This window comes from Glutamicibacter sp. FBE19 (genome assembly GCF_015524875.1).
Taxonomy (GTDB): domain Bacteria; phylum Actinomycetota; class Actinomycetes; order Actinomycetales; family Micrococcaceae; genus Glutamicibacter; species Glutamicibacter halophytocola.
The window spans coordinates 1-17,311 of sequence record NZ_JACKQN010000002.1 but is presented as its reverse complement, the minus strand read 5'-3'; the positions used below and the strand labels follow the sequence as shown (position 1 = coordinate 17,311).

14 protein-coding genes are annotated in these 17,311 nt (G+C 65.4%); 12 read left to right on the top strand and 2 right to left on the bottom strand.

Features of this window, described 5'->3' with window-relative positions; all coding sequences use genetic code 11:
* Positions 1 to 126 precede the first annotated feature (126 nt).
* Positions 127 to 1,095 (bottom strand): quinone oxidoreductase, encoded by a 969-nt coding sequence (locus H6F58_RS03705; RefSeq protein ID WP_146278088.1) that lies wholly within the window; start codon positions 1,093 to 1,095, stop codon positions 127 to 129.
* Positions 1,096 to 1,271: 176 nt separating this feature from the next.
* Here H6F58_RS03705 and argC point away from each other — a divergent pair, with 176 nt between their 5' ends.
* From argC to H6F58_RS03670, 7 genes are all read left to right on the top strand, one after another.
* On the top strand, positions 1,272 to 2,303 hold the full coding sequence (gene argC / locus H6F58_RS03700) for an N-acetyl-gamma-glutamyl-phosphate reductase (protein WP_146278089.1): 1,032 nt from the start codon (positions 1,272 to 1,274) through the stop codon (positions 2,301 to 2,303).
* Positions 2,300 to 3,514 carry a bifunctional glutamate N-acetyltransferase/amino-acid acetyltransferase ArgJ gene (gene argJ / locus H6F58_RS03695; protein WP_195181129.1) on the top strand — a complete coding sequence of 405 codons (1,215 nt, stop codon included), beginning with the start codon at positions 2,300 to 2,302 and terminating at the stop codon, positions 3,512 to 3,514. Before argC ends, argJ begins: the two co-directional genes overlap by 4 nt.
* 21 nt (positions 3,515 to 3,535) lie before the next feature.
* Positions 3,536 to 4,474, top strand: coding sequence for an acetylglutamate kinase (argB, locus tag H6F58_RS03690; protein ID WP_146278091.1), 939 nt, complete (start codon positions 3,536 to 3,538; stop codon positions 4,472 to 4,474).
* 50 nt (positions 4,475 to 4,524) lie between these two features.
* Positions 4,525 to 5,727 (top strand): acetylornithine transaminase, encoded by a 1,203-nt coding sequence (locus H6F58_RS03685; RefSeq protein ID WP_261383034.1) that lies wholly within the window; start codon positions 4,525 to 4,527, stop codon positions 5,725 to 5,727.
* Between the two features lie 48 nt (positions 5,728 to 5,775).
* Positions 5,776 to 6,735: an ornithine carbamoyltransferase gene (argF, locus tag H6F58_RS03680; protein ID WP_060701170.1), complete on the top strand. Its 960-nt coding sequence runs from the start codon at positions 5,776 to 5,778 to the stop codon at positions 6,733 to 6,735.
* 1 nt (position 6,736) lies between these two features.
* Positions 6,737 to 7,240 carry an arginine repressor gene (locus tag H6F58_RS03675; RefSeq protein WP_060701171.1) on the top strand — a complete coding sequence of 168 codons (504 nt, stop codon included), beginning with the start codon at positions 6,737 to 6,739 and terminating at the stop codon, positions 7,238 to 7,240.
* Positions 7,241 to 7,334: 94 nt separating this feature from the next.
* Positions 7,335 to 9,203, top strand: a complete 1,869-nt coding sequence (locus tag H6F58_RS03670) for an HNH endonuclease signature motif containing protein (protein ID WP_146278092.1) — start codon at positions 7,335 to 7,337, stop codon at positions 9,201 to 9,203.
* Between the two features lie 92 nt (positions 9,204 to 9,295).
* Here H6F58_RS03670 and H6F58_RS03665 read toward each other — a convergent pair whose 3' ends face one another.
* Positions 9,296 to 9,847, bottom strand: a complete 552-nt coding sequence (locus H6F58_RS03665) for a macro domain-containing protein (protein WP_146278093.1) — start codon at positions 9,845 to 9,847, stop codon at positions 9,296 to 9,298.
* A 215-nt stretch (positions 9,848 to 10,062) separates the two neighbouring features.
* Between H6F58_RS03665 and argH the strand changes: the two genes are divergently transcribed.
* The 5 genes from argH (at position 10,063) to tyrS (ending at position 16,924) form a co-directional block, all read left to right on the top strand.
* Positions 10,063 to 11,478, top strand: coding sequence for an argininosuccinate lyase (argH, locus tag H6F58_RS03660; protein ID WP_146278094.1), 1,416 nt, complete (start codon positions 10,063 to 10,065; stop codon positions 11,476 to 11,478).
* Between the two features lie 103 nt (positions 11,479 to 11,581).
* Entirely contained in the window at positions 11,582 to 12,322 is a 741-nt protein-coding gene (locus tag H6F58_RS03655) for a maleylpyruvate isomerase family mycothiol-dependent enzyme (protein ID WP_146278095.1), read from the top strand.
* Between the two features lie 83 nt (positions 12,323 to 12,405).
* Positions 12,406 to 12,954, top strand: coding sequence for an adenine phosphoribosyltransferase (locus H6F58_RS03650; protein ID WP_060701176.1), 549 nt, complete (start codon positions 12,406 to 12,408; stop codon positions 12,952 to 12,954).
* 189 nt (positions 12,955 to 13,143) lie between these two features.
* Positions 13,144 to 15,426 carry an AAA family ATPase gene (locus H6F58_RS03645; protein ID WP_195181128.1) on the top strand — a complete coding sequence of 761 codons (2,283 nt, stop codon included), beginning with the start codon at positions 13,144 to 13,146 and terminating at the stop codon, positions 15,424 to 15,426.
* Positions 15,427 to 15,604: 178 nt separating this feature from the next.
* Positions 15,605 to 16,924, top strand: a complete 1,320-nt coding sequence (gene tyrS / locus H6F58_RS03640) for a tyrosine--tRNA ligase (RefSeq protein ID WP_206693478.1) — start codon at positions 15,605 to 15,607, stop codon at positions 16,922 to 16,924.
* The last annotated feature ends 387 nt before the right edge of the window (positions 16,925 to 17,311 follow it).

The following is a 17,311-nucleotide window of genomic DNA, read 5'->3' as shown; positions in this document are numbered from 1 at the left end:
GCAGTGGATGAACGGGTGCGGCTGGTTCGGCTGAACTGTCGGCTAAGTCTCACTGATTTCGCGACTGCTACGCCGTGGGCCCGGGGCGCTGGCCACAATGTTGTTCCCCGGGCCCAAAACTGGTAGCTACGGCAGCAGGATGACCTTGCCGGTGGTGGCCCGCGATTCCAGCGCCGCATGTGCTGCGCCCGCCTCGGCCAGCGGGTACTGGGCTCCGATGCGCACATCGATCTTGCCGGTGGCCACCCAGCCGACCATATCGCCGAAGCGCCAGTGCATTTCCTGCTCCGAGGTCAGGAAATCGGCGAGCTTGGGGCGGGTCACGGTCAGCGATCCTCCAGCGTTCAGGCGCTGCAGGTTGAAATCAGGGACCTGCCCGCTGGCGCCGCCAAAAAGCACCAAAGTGCCGCGCCGGCGCAGTGCTGCCAAGGAGGTGTCGAAGGTGTCCTTGCCGATGCCGTCATAGACCGCGTTCACGCCTTTGCCCCCGGTGACCTTCTCGACCGTTTCGGCGACCTGGTTGTAGTCGACCACGTAGTCGGCTCCGGCGGCCTTGGCCAGATCCTTCTTCTCCTGGCTGGAGGCGGTGGTGATCACGGTGGCGCCCTTGAGCTTGAGCAACTGGGTGAGGATCAGCCCCACACCACCGGCGCCGGCATAGGTGAGGATGACATCGCCGTTGTGCACCATGTAGCTGGAGTGGACCAGGTAATGGGCGGTCATGCCCTGCAGGGGCAGGGCGGCAGCGATATGCAGGTCCACCGAGTCCGGGACCTTGGCGGTCAGCTCGGCATCGACCACGGCATAGTTCGAGTATCCGGCCACCCCTGAGGCGGTGGCTACGCGATCGCCCGGCTTGAAGTTCTGGACGCCCTGGCCGATCTGCTCCACCACTCCGGAGAACTCGGACCCCGGCACAAACGGGTAGTCGACGCTGTAGACGCCGCTGCGCTGGTAGGTTTCGATGAAGTTGACGCCGGTGGCTGCGACCTTGACCAGCAGCTGTCCGGGGCCTGGGTCGGGGACGGGGATTCGGGTTAGCTGCAATCCGGTGGCGTCGGTGGGTTCGTTGACCACGATGGCTTGTTGCTGCATTATGCGGTGCTCCTGAAATACGCGGTGTCTGCGGGGTGTTCCGGCGGGCCTCTACGGCCAGTTTAGGACTTTGCCCGCCATGGTGGGGACAGGACTTGGTGGATGTCGGGTTACGTGACGAAGTATTTTATGAATATTTATTAGCGCACATGAATATTTCGCGATAGAATCTGGTCATGACGATTTCAGTAGCTGTCTCCGGCGCCAGCGGATACGCCGGCGGTGAGGTCCTTCGCATCCTTGCAGCCCATCCAGAAGTAGAGATTGGCGCGATCACCGCGCACTCCCAAGCCGGGCAGCGGCTCGGTTCCATCGCGCCGCACCTGCATGCGCTCGCCGACCGCGTCCTGGTGGACACCACGGTGGAGAACCTTGCCGGGCACGACGTCGTGTTCCTGGCCCTGCCGCACGGTGCCTCGGCAGCCGTCGCCGCCGCCCTGCCGGAAAACACCCTGGTCATCGACGCCGGTGCGGACCACCGGCTCGAATCCGCAGCCGCCTGGGAAAAATTCTACGGTTCAGAACATGCCGGCTTCTGGCCCTACGGCCTTCCAGAGCTCCCGGGCCAGCGCGAAAAGCTCGTGGGCACCCGCCGCGTAGCCGTGCCCGGCTGCTATCCCACCGGCGCTCAGCTGGCTCTGGCCCCGGGCTTTGCCGCCGGGCTGCTGGAAGCAGACGACGTGGTCATCGTTTCCGCCTCGGGCACCTCGGGGGCCGGCAAGTCGCTGAAGCCGAACCTGCTGGGCAGCGAAGTCATGGGCTCGATGAGCACCTACGGCGTGGGCGGCATCCACCGGCACATCCCGGAAATGGAGCAGGGCTTCTCCAAGCTCGCCGGCCAGCCGGTCACCGTGTCCTTCACCCCCACCCTGGCCCCCATGCCGCGCGGCATCCTGACCACCGCCACCGCCAAGGCCAAGCCCGGGGTGAGCGCCGGGGCCCTGCGCGCCGCCTGGGAACAGGCCTACGCGAACGAGCAGTTCGTGCACCTGCTGCCCGAGGGCCAATGGCCGACCACCGGTGCGGTCCAGGGCTCCAACCACGTCCAGCTGCAGCTGGCCTTCGACGAGCACGCCAACCGCGTCATCGTCACCGCCGCCCTGGATAACCTCACCAAGGGCACCGCAGGTGCCGCGGTCCAGTCGATGAACATCGCGCTCGGCCTGGAAGAAAATACCGGATTGCTCATGCAAGGAGTCGCACCGTGAGTCTCGCCTACACCAGCACCCACCCATCGGCAGCCACCACGGGTGTCACCGCGCCAGCCGGTTTCAGCGCCGCCGGCGTGCCAGCCGGGCTGAAGTCCACCGGCAAGAACGACGTGGTTCTGGTCAAGAACCTCGGGCCCCAGTTCACCGCCGCCGGAGTCTTCACCTCCAACCGCGTGGCCGCCGCCCCGGTGCACTGGTCCAAGCAGGTGCTGGCCGATGGCCGCATCGACGCGGTCCTGCTGAACTCGGGCGGTGCCAACGCCTGCACCGGTGCCGAAGGCTTCGGCAACACCCACCAGAGCGCCGAATACGCGGCCGGGCTGCTCGATGTCTCCGCCGGGGACGTGGCCGTGGCCTCCACCGGGCTGATCGGCGTGCAGCTGCCCATGGACAAGCTGCTGCCCGGCATCGAAGCCGCCGCGAAGGCGCTGGCCAGCGGCCAGGCCGCCGCTGACGAGGCCGCCGCCGGCATCATGACCACCGATACCGTGCCCAAGCTGGTTTCCCGCGTGGTGGGCGCGGCCGGCTCGGCCCAGATCACCATCGGCGGCATGGCCAAGGGCGCGGGCATGCTCGCCCCGGCGCTGGCCACGATGCTCGTGGTGCTCACCACCGACGCGGTGCTCACCAGCGCCCAGGCCGACACCGCGCTGCGCGTCGCCACCGCGATGAGCTTCGACCGCGCGGACTCCGATGGCTGCATGTCCACCAATGACACCGTGCTCCTGCTGGCCTCCGGCGCTTCGGGCACCACCCCGGACATCGCCGAGTTCACCGGCGCGCTGACCGACGCCTGCTGCGAGCTGGCCGCGAAGCTGATCGAGGATGCCGAGGGAGCGGACCACACCATCGCGATCCGCACCTACAACGCCGCTACCGAGGCCGACGCCCTGGAAGTGTCCAAGGCCGTCTCGCGCTCCAACCTGGTCAAGACTGCGGTCTTCGGCAAGGACCCGAACTGGGGCCGGGTGCTCTCCGAGGTCGGCACCACCAAGGCCGCCTTCGAGCCCGATGAGCTCAACGTCGCGATCAACGGCGTCATGGTCTGCAAGAACGGCGGGGTCGGCGAAGACCGCAACCTGGTCTCGCTCGAGGAGCGCAATGTCTCGATCGAGATCGACCTGAACGCCGGCACCGAGGAAGCCACCGTGCTGACCAACGACCTGACCCACGACTACGTCCACGAAAATTCCGCCTACTCCAGCTAGGCTGCACCCGAGGAATCACCCATGGCCCACACCGCCCGCACCAACCTGGATATCGCCCAGTCCAAAGCCGAAGCCCTGATCGAGGCGCTGCCCTGGATCCAGCGCTTTGCCGGAACCACCATGGTCATCAAGTACGGCGGCAATGCCATGGTTAATGACGAGCTGCGCCGCGCCTTCGCCGAGGACATCGTGTTCCTGCGCCATGCCGGGGTCAACCCGGTGGTGGTGCACGGCGGCGGCCCGCAGATCAACAAGATGCTCGACACCTTGGGCATCGAATCCGAGTTCCGCGGCGGGCTGCGCGTGACCACCCCCGAAGCCATGGATGTGGTGCGGATGGTGCTCACCGGGCAGGTGCAGCGCGACCTGGTCGGCCTGATCAACTCGCACGGCCCCTACTCGGTGGGCATGTCCGGGGAGGACGGGGCCACCTTGCAGGCGATCCGCACCGGCACCGTGGTCGACGGGCTGCCGGTGGACCTGGGACTGGTCGGCGAGGTCACCCGGGTGCGCACCGACCAGGTGGACTCGCTGGTGGACGCCGGGATGATCCCGGTCATCTCCACCGTCGCCCCGGAATTCGACGCGCAGGGCGATCCGACCGGCGCGGTGCTCAACGTCAACGCGGACACCGCCGCGGCCGCCCTGGCCAGCGCGCTGGGCGCCACCAAGCTGGTGATCCTCACCGACGTGGAGGGCTTGTACGCGGCCTGGCCGGACAAGTCCTCGCTGATCAGCTCGATCACCAACGACGAGCTGCGCGGCATGCTGCCCAGCCTCGAATCGGGCATGATCCCCAAGATGGGCGCCTGCCTCAAGGCGGTCGACGAAGGCGTGGGCCAGGCCCACATCGTCGATGGCCGGGCCCCGCACTCGATGCTGCTGGAAATCTTCACCACCGCCGGCGTGGGCACCCAGGTGCTCCCGGCCTCCCACACCAACCTGAAGGAGGGCAAGTGAGCGAGCAGACAGCGCACACTCCCAAGACCATCGAACTGGCCACCGACCAGGTGCAGGAGCTGGCCCAGCTCTCCTCCTCGGTGCTCGCCGAGCGCTACCAGCAATCCCTGCTGGGGGTCTTCGGCGCCCCGCAGCGCGTGCTCGTGCGCGGGGCCGGCTGCCATGTCTGGGATGCCGACGGCAACCAGTACCTGGATCTGCTCGGCGGCATCGCGGTCAACACCCTGGGCCACGCCAATCCGCTGCTCACCAGTGTGATCGCCAGCCAGCTGGCCACCTTGGGGCACGTGTCGAACTTCTTCACCTCCCCGAGCCAGATCGCCCTGGCCGAAAAGCTGCTGGAAATTTCTGCCGCTCCGGCCGGCTCCAAGGTCTTCTTCGCCAACTCCGGCACCGAGGCCAACGAGGCAGCGCTGAAGCTGACCCGGCGCAACGCCGGCACCGAAGAGGCCCCGCGCACCCGCGTGATCGCCCTGGAACAGGCCTTCCACGGCCGCACCCTGGGCGCGCTGTCGCTGACCTACAAGGAAAAGTACCGCGCGCCCTTCGCCCCGCTGCCCGGGAATGTCACCTGGATCCCCGCCGGGGACATCGATGCGCTGCGCGCCGCGGTGGACGAGACCGTATCCGCGGTGTTCATCGAGCCGATCCAGGGCGAAGCAGGGGTGAAGATGCTCTCCGCGCAGTACCTGCAGGCCGCCCGCGACATCACCCGCGAAGCCGGCGCCCTGCTGGTTTTCGACGAGGTGCAGACCGGCATGGGCCGCACCGGCTCCTTCTTCGCCTCGGCGCCGGTGATCCCGGATGTCATGACCCTGGCCAAGGGGCTGGGCGGAGGCTTCCCGATCGGCGCGATGATCGTCTTCGGCCAGGAGAACACCGCCTGGCTGACCCCGGGGGACCACGGAACCACCTTCGGCGGGAACCCGGTGGCCTGCGCCGCCGGCCTGGCGGTCATCCACACCATCGAATCCCAGAACCTGCTGGTCCAGGTCCGGTCCAACGGCCACTGGCTGCGCGAACAGCTCGCGGCGGTGCCCGGGATCAGCGCGGTGCGCGGGGCAGGCATGCTCACCGCCTTCGAGCTGGCCCAGGCCAATGCCCCGAAGCTGGTCGCCGTGGCGCTGGAGGCCGGATTCATCATCAACGCCACCGATGATTCCACCATCCGCCTGGCCCCGCCACTGGTGATCACCCAAGAGCAATTGGGCAGCTTCCTGGCCGCCCTGCCGCAGCTGATCGCCTCCGCCTAGAACTTCGCCCCGCCCATTGCGGCCCCCAGCATCAAAGGAGCACCACCCATGAGCGCCACCCGCCACTTCCTGACCGACCTGGATTTCACCCCCGACGAGCAGTCCAAGGTGCTCGATCTGGCCGCGGCAATGAAGGCCGACAAGTACGGCTACCAGCCCTACGCCGGCCCGCAGACCGTCGCGGTCTTCTTCGACAAGACCTCCACGCGCACCCGGGTCTCCTTCCACGCCGGCATCGCCGAGCTGGGCGGATCCCCGCTGATTATCAACTCCGGCGAATCCCAGCTGGGCCACAAGGAATCCATCGCCGACTCCGCCAAGGTGCTCGAGCGCATGGTCTCCACCATCGTCTGGCGCACCTATGCCCAGTCCGGGCTGGAGGAAATGGCAGCGAATTCCTCGGTGCCGGTGATCAACGCGCTGTCCGACGACTACCACCCCTGCCAGCTGATTGCCGACCTGCTCACCGTGCGCGAGCACAAGGGAAAAACCGCGGGCCTGATCATGAGCTACCTGGGCGATGCGGCGAACAACATGGCCAACTCCTACCTTCTGGCCGGGGTCACCGCCGGCATGCACGTGCGCATCGCCGGCCCCGAGGGCTACCTGCCTTCCGCGTCGATCATCGCCGCCGCACAGGAGCGCGCCGCGCTGACCGGGGGATCGGTCACGATCACCACCGATGCCGCCGCCGCGCTGGAAGACGCCGACGTGGTGGTCACCGACACCTGGGTATCCATGGGCCAGGAGGATGAGAAGGAAGCGCGGCTGAAGCTGTTCACCGACTATTCGGTGAGCACCGCGGCGATGAAGCTGGCCAAGGACGACGCCATCGTGCTGCACTGCCTGCCGGCCTACCGCGGCTACGAAATCGACGCCGAGGTGATCGACGGCCCGCAGTCGGTGGTCTTCGACGAGGCGGAAAACCGGGTGCACGCCCAGAAGGCCGTGATGGCCTGGCTGATGGTTGCCTCGGGCCTGGCCGAAGACTCGCGAGTGGAGCTCTAGGATGTCCGCCCAGCCAAGCACCAAAACCGCCCGGCAGGCCCGCATCCGCGCCTTTCTGGGCAACAATTCGGTCAAATCCCAGGCCGAGCTGCTCGGGCTGCTCAAGGACGACGGGCTGGAGGTCACCCAGGCCACGCTCTCGCGCGACCTGGTGGAGATCGGCGCGGTGCGCATCCGCGACCACTCCGGCCAGCTGATCTACGCCGTGCGCCAGGAAGGCGGGGACCGTTCCCCGCAGACCGCCATCACCCAGGAAGTGCTCGACGCGCGCCTGGCCAAGATCTGCGCCGAGCAGCTGGTAACCGCCGAAGCCTCCGGGAACATCGTGGTGCTGCGCACCCCGCCGGGGGCCGCGAACCTTTTGGCCTTGGCCATCGACCACTCGCAGATGCCCTCGATCCTGGGCTGCATCGCCGGGGATGACACCATCATGGTCACCACCCGGGATATCGACGGGGGAGCCGAGGTGGCCGCCCGCTTCCTGCAGCTGGCCGAACCGCGCTAGCCGCGCCCCTTGAGCACGCCACGCCGCCGCGCACTTATCCACAGTGCGCGGCGGCGTGCTGCTTAATCCGTGCCCGCCGCCGGAGCATCGATGCATGGAAATGCAACAGCTCTCGCGCACGCTCACCGCGCTGGCCGACCAGATGGCCGATCAGGGGGACGATGAGCAGCTGCTGGGCGCGCCGCAATTGCTACAGGCCCAATCCCTGTGCCTGAAGCTGATGGCCCGCCTTTCCCGCCAGGCCGAACAGCTGGCTGACCCGCGCGCCGCCGTGGCCTATGCCCAGTTTGCCGAAGGCTTCAGCCGCCAGGCCACCCGCTCGAATATCATCGCGGCCAGCCTCGTGGAAACCACCGCCGCCCATGCCCTAAATCTCCAGGAATTCGACGATCTGTGCGCCGGCCGCACCGACTTCAGCGCCGAACCGCGCTTTGCCGCCGGACGCACGGTCTACCAGGACGCCGCAAACCTGCTGGCCAACCTGCTCGACCTGAACTACTTCGAGGCTTCCCGCCGGGTGGACGACGCGCATCTGGTGCATGCCCGGCGCGAGTTGACCGGAGCCGCCTGCGCACCGCGCTTCACCCTTCTGGCCGAGCATTTCGCCACCGCTTCGGATCCGCTTGCCGCGTCCTCCAACGCGTCTTCGCCCTGGTCGCCGCCTGATCTGCATCACCTGCGCGATCCGCGCGAAGTGCTCAAGACCGCCCGGGCGCTGGATAAGTTCGAACCCGAGGACACCACCTTCGACGGCATCCCCACCTCGGCCACCGCCACCGCGCCCGACGGCGCGCTCTTAGAGGAGCATGCCAGCGCGCTGCTGGCCGAATTTCCGATGCGCACCCGGCAGAAGCACTTGGCGACGCTCATCAAGGAGTACAAGGACGCCCATGCGCAGACCCGCACTCCGCCGCTGGGCCTCTTCCGCGGCAGGGTCGTCAATGGCGTGCATGAATTCATTGTCCGAGTGTGCGCCTTGGATGCCGAGCTGTGGATCTCGCTGATCGCGCAGGCCGACAATAAGCGCACCCAGGCTGGAGCCGCCGCCCGCCAGGCGTCCGAACAACCCCGGCCCGAGCAGCCAGAGCAGTCCGAGCGATCCGAGCAGTCCGATCAGCCCGAGCAGTCCGAGCGATCCGGGAATTCTGGGCCGCTGGAAGAAGCAACCTCGCACGAAGAATCCCCGGAACAAGGAACCCCGATCGATGAACAGCCCGCCGGCGAACTGCCCGGCGAACTACCCGGCGAACCGCCCGGCGAACCGCCCAGTGAAGGACCCGACGAGCTCTGGCACAGCGATGATCCGCTGCCTGAATGGGCTCGCGGCGAAGATTCCCTGCCCAGCGACGCCGATCCGCCCGATCGCACAGCACCCGGTGCCGCCGCGCCGGCAATGCCCGGTTCCTGCACCATCCCGGAGCGAAGGCTCAACGCCCTGAATGCTGTGCTGCGCAATATCGACCCTGAAAACAGCACCAAGCGCATCACCCCGGAAATCGTCGTGCACGCCAGCTATGAGGATCTCAACGATCTGGCCTCGCTGCACGGAATCACCGCCCACGGCGTGAAGCTTTCCGCGCCCGAATTGCGCACCATGCTGTGCGAAGCGAAGGTGCTGAGCCCGATCTACAACGCCGACGGGGTGATCATGGACATCGGCCGCGATGCCCGGCTCTTCCCGCGGTGGATGAAGCTTGCCGCTCGTGACCGCGATGGCGGATGCCTGGTGCCTGGGTGCACGGTCGAACCGGCATTGCTGGAATTCCACCATTTCAAGCCGTGGTCCAAAGGCGGGCATACCCGGCTGCAAGATTGCTGTCCACTTTGCTCAACCCATCACGTCATGGTCCACAGCGGGTATTTGCGGCTGGTGAAGATCAAGGGCTTGCCCTACGTCATCCTGCCCAGGCATCAGGATCCCGAACAGCAGCCGCGGCGCAATAGCTATTTTGCGCGCACCTGACCAGGCGCGCTTCCACCACCCCGGACATGAGCACTGCCGCGCCCTTCGCTAAGGAAGGACGCGGCAGTGCTCTGCCAGGATCGTTGCGGGGATCAGGCTGCCAGTTCCTGGACGGCGTCGAGGTCGAAGGCCCGCTCGAAAGCGGCCTGGACTTCATCGGTATGCGCCACCAGCACAATCTTGTGGATCGGCGAGATGTGCTTGTTGGTATCGATCCAGCGATCGATGGCTTCATGGGCGATGTCTGCCACCTGCTGTGGCTCCCAGCCGAAGGCCCCGGCGCCGATGGCAGGGAAGGCGATTGAGTGGGCATCGTGGCGTGCTGCCACATAGAGCGAGTTCACGAAGCAATCGTTCAAAATTTTTGGGTTGGGCTTGATCAGCGCCAAATTCGGCGCGGCCGTGTGGATGACCCACTTCGCATCAAGATCTCCGGCCTTCGTGGCCACGGCGATTCCTGAAGGGATTCCGTCGGGGTAGCGCTGTGCGCGGACTTCTCGGCAGGCAGCCAGCAGGCTGGGGCCGGCAGCTTCATGAATTGCTCCATCAACTCCGCCACCACCTAGAAGTGAAGGGTTGGCTGCGTTCACAATGGCATCAACGTGCAGGGTGGTGATGTCACCACGGTACAACTGGATTTCCATTTCGTACCTCCGAAGATAGTTCCGATTCGGTTATGGCAACACCTTACGCCCGGGCGCTGTGGACTGGAAGAGGTTAAACATCGAGTTTTCTGCGTGTCGGGCGACGGCGAAAAATGCATGAATCCCCGACGCAATGAATATTTATGAGCAACATTGCATAAAACTTTGCTAGAGTGGTGTGCAGTGCAATTTTCACCGGCAGAAAGGAACGGGCCATGGCCTCGTCAACAAATGAAGGATCGCTCTGGGGCGGCCGCTTCTCCGGCGGCCCTGCGGACGCAATGGCCGCGCTGAGCAAGTCAACCCATTTCGACTGGCGCCTGGCCAGCTATGACATTGCCGGTTCGCGTGCCCACGCCAAGGTGCTCAATCGCGCCGGCCTGCTCACCGATGCCGAGCTGATCGACATGATCGCCGCCCTGGACCAGCTGGAAGCAGATGTTAAATCCGAGGCCTACGTCGCCGCGGAATCCGACGAAGACGTGCACGGGTCCCTCGAGCGCGGATTGCTCGAGCGCGCGGGCACCCAGCTCGGCGGCAAGCTGCGCGCCGGGCGCTCGCGCAATGACCAGATCGCGACCCTGGGCCGGATGTTCCTGCGGGATCACGCACGCATCATTGCCCGCGGCGTGATCGACACCCTCGATGCCATGGTCGAACAGGCCAAGGCCCACCCGTATGCGCCGATGCCGGGGCGCACCCACTTGCAGCACGCGCAGCCGATCCTGCTTTCGCACCTGCTGCTGGCCTACTCCTGGCCGCTGCTGCGCGACGTGCAGCGCCTGGCCGATTGGGACAAGCGCGCTGCGGTTTCCCCCTATGGCTCTGGTGCGCTGGCCGGCCAGACCCTGGGCTTGGATCCGAACTTCGTCGCGGCCGAGCTCGGCTTCGACTCTGCGGTGCACAACTCGATTGATGGCACCGCCGCCCGTGACGTTTTTGCCGAATTCTCCTGGATCGCCGCGATGATCGGCGTCGATCTCTCCCGCGTTTCGGAGGAAGTGATCCTCTGGGCCACCAAGGAATTCAGCTTCGTGAAGCTGCACGATTCCTTCTCCACCGGCTCCTCGATCATGCCGCAGAAGAAGAACCCGGATATCGCCGAGCTGGCCCGCGGCAAGGCCGGGCGCCTGATCGGCGATCTCACCGGCCTGCTGGCCACCCTCAAGGCGCTGCCGCTGGCCTACAACCGCGACCTGCAGGAGGACAAGGAACCGGTATTCGACGCCGCGGATACCTTGGAAATCCTGCTCCCGGCCGTCGCCGGCATGATGGGCACGTTGACCTTCAACACCGAGCGCATGGCCGAATTGGCGCCGCAGGGCTTCGCGCTGGCCACCGATATTGCCGAATGGCTGGTCCGCCAGGGCGTGCCTTTCCGTGATGCGCACGAGCTCTCCGGCGCCGCGGTGCAGCTGGCCGAATCGCGAGGCGTGGAATTGTGGGATCTGACCGACGAGGAATACGCCGGCATTTCCGAGCACCTGACCCCGCAGGTCCGCGAAGTCCTCTCCACCGAAGGCTCGCTGAACGCGCGCAACGGCCAGGGCGGCACCGCGCCGAGCGCCGTTGCGGCCCAGCTGGTGGAATTCGAACGCCAGCTGGCGGAAATCAAGGCGTGGGCTAGCTAGGATCCAGCCACGCGGCCTGCCCGCTTGCGGCGGCCACCATGCGGAATGCTCCGCGCGGTGGCCGCTTGCGCGTTAACCCGCAACCCGCGCTAAAGTGTGTGCTATGGCACAACTTTTGGCTCCCGCCGACCTTATCGCACAAGTCACCTCCGCATTGGACGAACTGGCCGATCAATTGCGCGGGGTCCCGGCCGCCGACTACGCCAAACCGAGTTCGCTGCCGGGCTGGAGCACCGCGCAGCTGATCGCCCATTTGGCTTCCCTGGCCAAAGCGGCGGTGCGCCAGTTTGAGCGTGCCGGCACCGAGGATTTGCCGCCAATGTACGACGGGGGAGCCGAAGGGCGGATCGAGGCCATCAACATGACCGCGCTGATGCGCCCCGAATCCTTGCAGGCATTGGCCCTTGAAGCGCTGGCCCAACTGCGTGCGTCCTTGCCGCAGGCCGAGCAGAAGTGGGAAGCGGGCGTCGGATATCGTCCCGGGGCGCAGGTCGCAGACATGATGTACGCAACGTGGCGGGAGATGCTGATCCACGCCACGGACCTTGATCGGGCAATCCGGCCCCCGGCCACCTGGCCGGCAGAATTCTGCGCCCATTTATTCAGGGCGCTGGTGGCCCGCGTGCCGCAAGGAACGCGACTGGTCCTCCAGCCGCATGGCAAGGCCCGCATGGTCTTGGGGCAAGGCGAGAAGTCGTGGGTGCTGTCCGGCACCGATTTCGACCTGGCGGCGTGGCTTGCCGGCCGCGAAATTCCTGGTTCCATCCGTGTCACGGCCGCCGCCGACGGGGCTGCCGATCCGCAATTGCTGCCGTGGCCCAGCGACCGATTGATGGAACGTTAACCGCGCCATTGCATGGGCAGCGGCCACAATGTGCTCATGATTATGCATCCTGGCGCATCATCGGGCGGGCAGAAGGACTAAAATTGCTAGGCGTGACTACTTCTGAGAGCATTAGCGACCTGCTGGACCGACTGAGCAAGATTGTCCCCGACTATCCGCAGCCCGGGATCTCCTTCAAGGACCTGACTCCCGTTTTCGCCGATCCGGTGGGCTTGCGCCGCATGGTTGACGAGCTGATCGCCCCCTTTGAAGGGCAGTTCGACATTGTCGCTGGCCTTGAGGCACGCGGTTTTGTGCTGGCCGCGGCAGCCGCCTATGCCTCGGGCAAGGGCATGCTCACGATCCGCAAGGCCGGCAAGCTGCCGCGCGAGGTCTACCGCGACGAGTACACGCTGGAATACGGCACCAGCTGCCTGGAAGTGCACAAGGACGAGATCGCGCCGGGCACCCGCGTGCTGATCCTCGACGATGTGCTCGCCACCGGCGGCACGGTCGGCTCCTCGGTGCGCTTGATTGAAAAAACCGGTGCCGTGGTCGCCGGAGTCGGCGTGGTGCTGGAACTGGATGGCTTGAACGGCCGCGGAAAGCTGGAAGGCCACACAGTGCATTCCCTGCAGGTCGTCCACTCCTGATTTCACGGCCGATCGCGGTAATACTGCGCAGTGTTTCACGCCGCTGGCGAACAGCCGGCCGGCCAAGGCAGCGAGCAGCAGGCGGACATCTGGCGCCACATGGCCCAGGGGCCGCATCAGCCCGTCCGGAGGATTACCGGCCAGCGATTAAAGGCGCGTATCATTATCTGTCCTGTGATTTTGCGCAGGATGCAGATTGTGAGCGCGAGGGGAACCAGGTTGACCGAGACGATCGAACGCGACTTGTTGGCTGAATCCGAGTATGTGGGCCGCTTGTATGGGCGGCTCGACGAACTGCGCGCCGAAAAGGTCGAGCAGCTTGAGCGCACCCGGGCCCAGGGAGCCGTTGGAACCTTCCAGAACATGTCCGAGCGCGACTCCTTCGCTACCTTGTACGAGGACCGGATCGCCCAGCTGGACGCGGTCCAGGACCGGCTGGTTTTCGGGCGGCTGGACATGAAAGACCAGGAGCAGGAACAGGGCCCGCGCTACATCGGGCGCATCGGCCTGTCCGATGAAGAGCTGAACCGGCTGATGATCGACTGGCGCGCTTCCGAGGCCGCCCCCTTCTACCAGGCCACCGCGCTGAACCCGCGCGGGGTGCGCCGCCGCCGCCACCTGATGCTCAAGGGCAGGACCGTGGCCGGGATCGAAGACGACGTGCTCGACGAGACCTGGCTGGATGAGGGGCATACCCATCACGGCGAGGGCGCGCTGATGGCTGCCCTGCGCGAAAAGCGCACCGGCCGCATGGGCGATATTGTCGGCACCATCCAGGCCGAGCAGGACGCGATCATCCGCGCGCAGCTGCCCGGCGCGGTGGTGGTCCAGGGCGGTCCGGGCACCGGCAAGACCGCGGTGGCCCTGCACCGTGCTGCCTTCCTGCTCTACGAATACCGCGAACGGCTCAAGAACGCCGGCGTGCTGATCGTCGGCCCGTCGAATTCCTTCATGCGCTACATCGAGCGCGTTCTGCCCTCGCTGGGCGAGACCGGCGTGGTGATGTCCTCGGTGGGCGATCTGTACCATGGCCTGCATGCGGTGCCCGAAACCAACCGCACCGTCGCCCGGCTCAAGGGCCAGATTTCGATGGCCAAGGTCATCGCCAACGCCGTGCGCAACCGCCAGCGCCTGATTCCCGCTGACCGCACCGTGGTAGTGGAAGGCACCCGCCTGACATTGACCCCGAAGATGGTCCGCAACGCGCGCGAACGCGCCCGCCACACCCACAAGCCCTACAACGAGGCCCGCGAAACCTTCGTGAAGGTGCTGGTGGGCGACCTGGCCGAGCAGCTGCGCCGAAAGCTGGAGGAATCGGCCGGGCAGTCCTCGACCACCGACCGCTCCTACCTGCCCCAGGAAGTGCGCGAATCGCACGATGTGCGCGTGGCGCTGAACCTGTGCTGGATGCCGATGACCCCGCAGCAGCTGGTGGCCGAGCTTCTTGCCACCCCGCACCTGCTCGCCGCCGCCGCGCCTCACCTGAAGGAGGCCGAGCGCGACGCCCTGTACCGCCGCGCCAACTCACCGTTCACCGAGGCCGATGTGCCGCTGCTGGATGAGGCCGCGCAGCTGCTCGGCGACTTTGCGGACCCGAACGCGGCCGCCCACACCGCGCAGTATGAGGCGGATGTCGAAAACGCCAAGGCCGCGTTGACCAATATGCACACCATGCTGGAAAACGCCGGCATCGATGGCGTGATCACTGCCGAACAGGTGGCCGGGGTGAACCAGGAAACCGCAGCGAAGCTCTCCGCAGCCGAGCGCGCGGTGGCCGATCGCACCTGGGCCTATGGGCATATCGTCGTTGACGAGGCACAGGAGCTTTCGCCGATGCAGTGGCGCCTGCTGGTGCGCCGCTGCCCGATGAAGTCCTTCACCATCGTGGGCGATATCGCGCAGACCTCGGCGGCTTCGGGCGCCAACAGCTGGTCCCAGGCGCTCAAGCCATTCTTCGGGGAGCGGTTCGACCTTGAGGAACTGACGGTCAACTACCGCACCCCGGCACAGATTGCCGATGCCGCTGTGCGCGTGGCCCAGGCCGCGGGCTTGCGCATCACCACTCCGCAGGCTGTGCGCGAGGGCGACTGGCCACCGGTGATCACCAAAACCACGCAGGAGCACCTGGACGCAGCGGTTCTCGAGGCGCTCGCCCAGGAGCTGGCCTATTCCGCTGGCGGCCTGCAGGCGGTCATCGTTCCGCAGCAGGACCTTGGCAGGATCCGTTCTGCGGTGAGGGAAGTCCATGGCGATCGGGTGGGCACCGGATCGGGCGGATTGAGCCAGGACATTGTGGTGATTACCGCGCGGGAGTCCAAGGGCCTGGAATTCGATGGCGTGCTGATCCTGGAACCCGCGCAGCTGGTTGCCGAAGTCGATGGCGGCGTGGGGGATTTGTATGTGGCGATGACCCGCACCACCCAGCGCCTGCATCTGGTGCATAGCCAGCCGCTTCCCGAGGGATTGGACTAGGCGCGAGCAGATGTGACCAAGGGCGGGGACCGGCAACTGGCACTTGTCCATGGCCAAGCGATAATCTGGGAACTGCGCGCCGAGACGGCAACCCCAACTCGCGGCGCAGAAGCAGAACCGCGTGAGATCTTCACGCGCAACAGGGGCAGAACGAAGACAGAAAATGGTCACAGTGAGCATGTCTGATACCAAGCAGAATCCCGTGATTGCGGGTCAGAGCAACGACGCATCTTTTCAGAACGTCTGGCAGGAACTGAAGTGGCGCGGCCTGGTGCACGTATCCACCGATGAGACCGAGCTGGAACGCGCCCTGTCCGAAGAGACTGTGACCTACTATTGCGGGTTCGACCCCACTGCGCCTTCCCTGCACCTGGGCAACCTGGTGCAGCTGCTGAACATGCGCCGCCTGCAGCTGGCCGGCCACAAGCCGCTGGCCTTGGTCGGCGGTTCCACCGGCCTGATCGGCGATCCGCGCCAAACCGCGGAGCGCACCTTGAACACCAAGGAGACCGTGACCGAATGGGTCGCCAAGCTCCAGGCCCAGGTTTCCCGCTTCCTCTCCGCCGAGGGGGAGAACGCGGTACAGCTGGTGAACAACCTGGACTGGACCCAGCAGCTTTCCGCGCTGGACTTCCTGCGCGACGTGGGCAAGTACTTCCGTGTGGGCACCATGGTCAAGAAGGAGATCGTTGCCGCGCGCCTGAACTCCGACGAGGGCATCAGCTACACCGAATTCTCCTACCAGGTCCTGCAGGGCTACGACTTCCTGGAGCTGAACCGCCAGTACGGCTGCACTCTGCAGACCGGCGGCTCGGACCAGTGGGGCAACCTGACCAGCGGCACCGATTTGATCCGCAAGGTTCAGGGCAATTCGGTGCACGCCTACGGCACCCCGCTGATCACCAACTCGGACGGCACCAAATTCGGCAAGTCCGAAGGCAACGCCATCTGGCTGGATGCAGAAATGTGCAGCCCATACACCTTCTACCAGTTCTGGTTGAACACCGCTGACGCCGATGTGATCGACCGCTTGAAGGTCTTCACCTTCTTGACCCGCGAGCAGATCGCCGAGCTTGAGGCCGAAGTTGCCGAGCGGCCATTCAAGCGCGTTGCCCAGCGCACCTTGGCCTGGGAAGTGACGTCCCTGGTCCATGGGGAGCAGGCCACCGAGCAGGTGATCGCGGCTTCGGCCGCGGTATTCGGCAATGGCGATCTGGGCGCGATCGACTTGCCTACCTTGGAATCGGTCATCGCCGAGCTTCCAACCGCCAAGGTTGAGGCCGGCGATCTGGGCATCCTGAATGTGCTGCATTCATCGGGCTTGAGCAAGTCGCAGTCGGAGGCTCGTCGCACAGTGAGCGAGGGCGGAGCCTATGTGAACAACGAAAAGGTTGAAGGCATCGACACCGTACTCAGCGTGGCCGACTTCCTGCACGGGCGCTATGCCATCGTTCGACGCGGCAAGAAGAACATGGCCGTGATCGAGCTGGCGCAGTAGAGCTGCAATACCGGCGAACTACACGAAACCACCAAAAATGATGTGAAGCAGCACACTTTTTTGGTGGTTTTGTTGTACCCGGAACTGATACACCCAAGTCAGCATGAGATTTTAGACCAAAATCCGACACGCTTTCCGATTTTGCGTCTGGTGGGAATCCGTGTAGAGTTTTATCTCGCGCCGCTGATCCGGACGGGCCGAAAAGGCCTGCAGGAAACAGCGGGGTGAACAAGCTGGAAACATCGAGTTGACTTTGGTTGACATGATGGTAGGCTAGAAAAGTTGCTCCGGAGCGAAGCAGTCACCGAGTTTGTGGTGGTTGTGGTGTCGAGAGTGTTTGTTGTTTGAGAACTCAATAGTGTGCCAAGTTTGTTGATACCGAATATT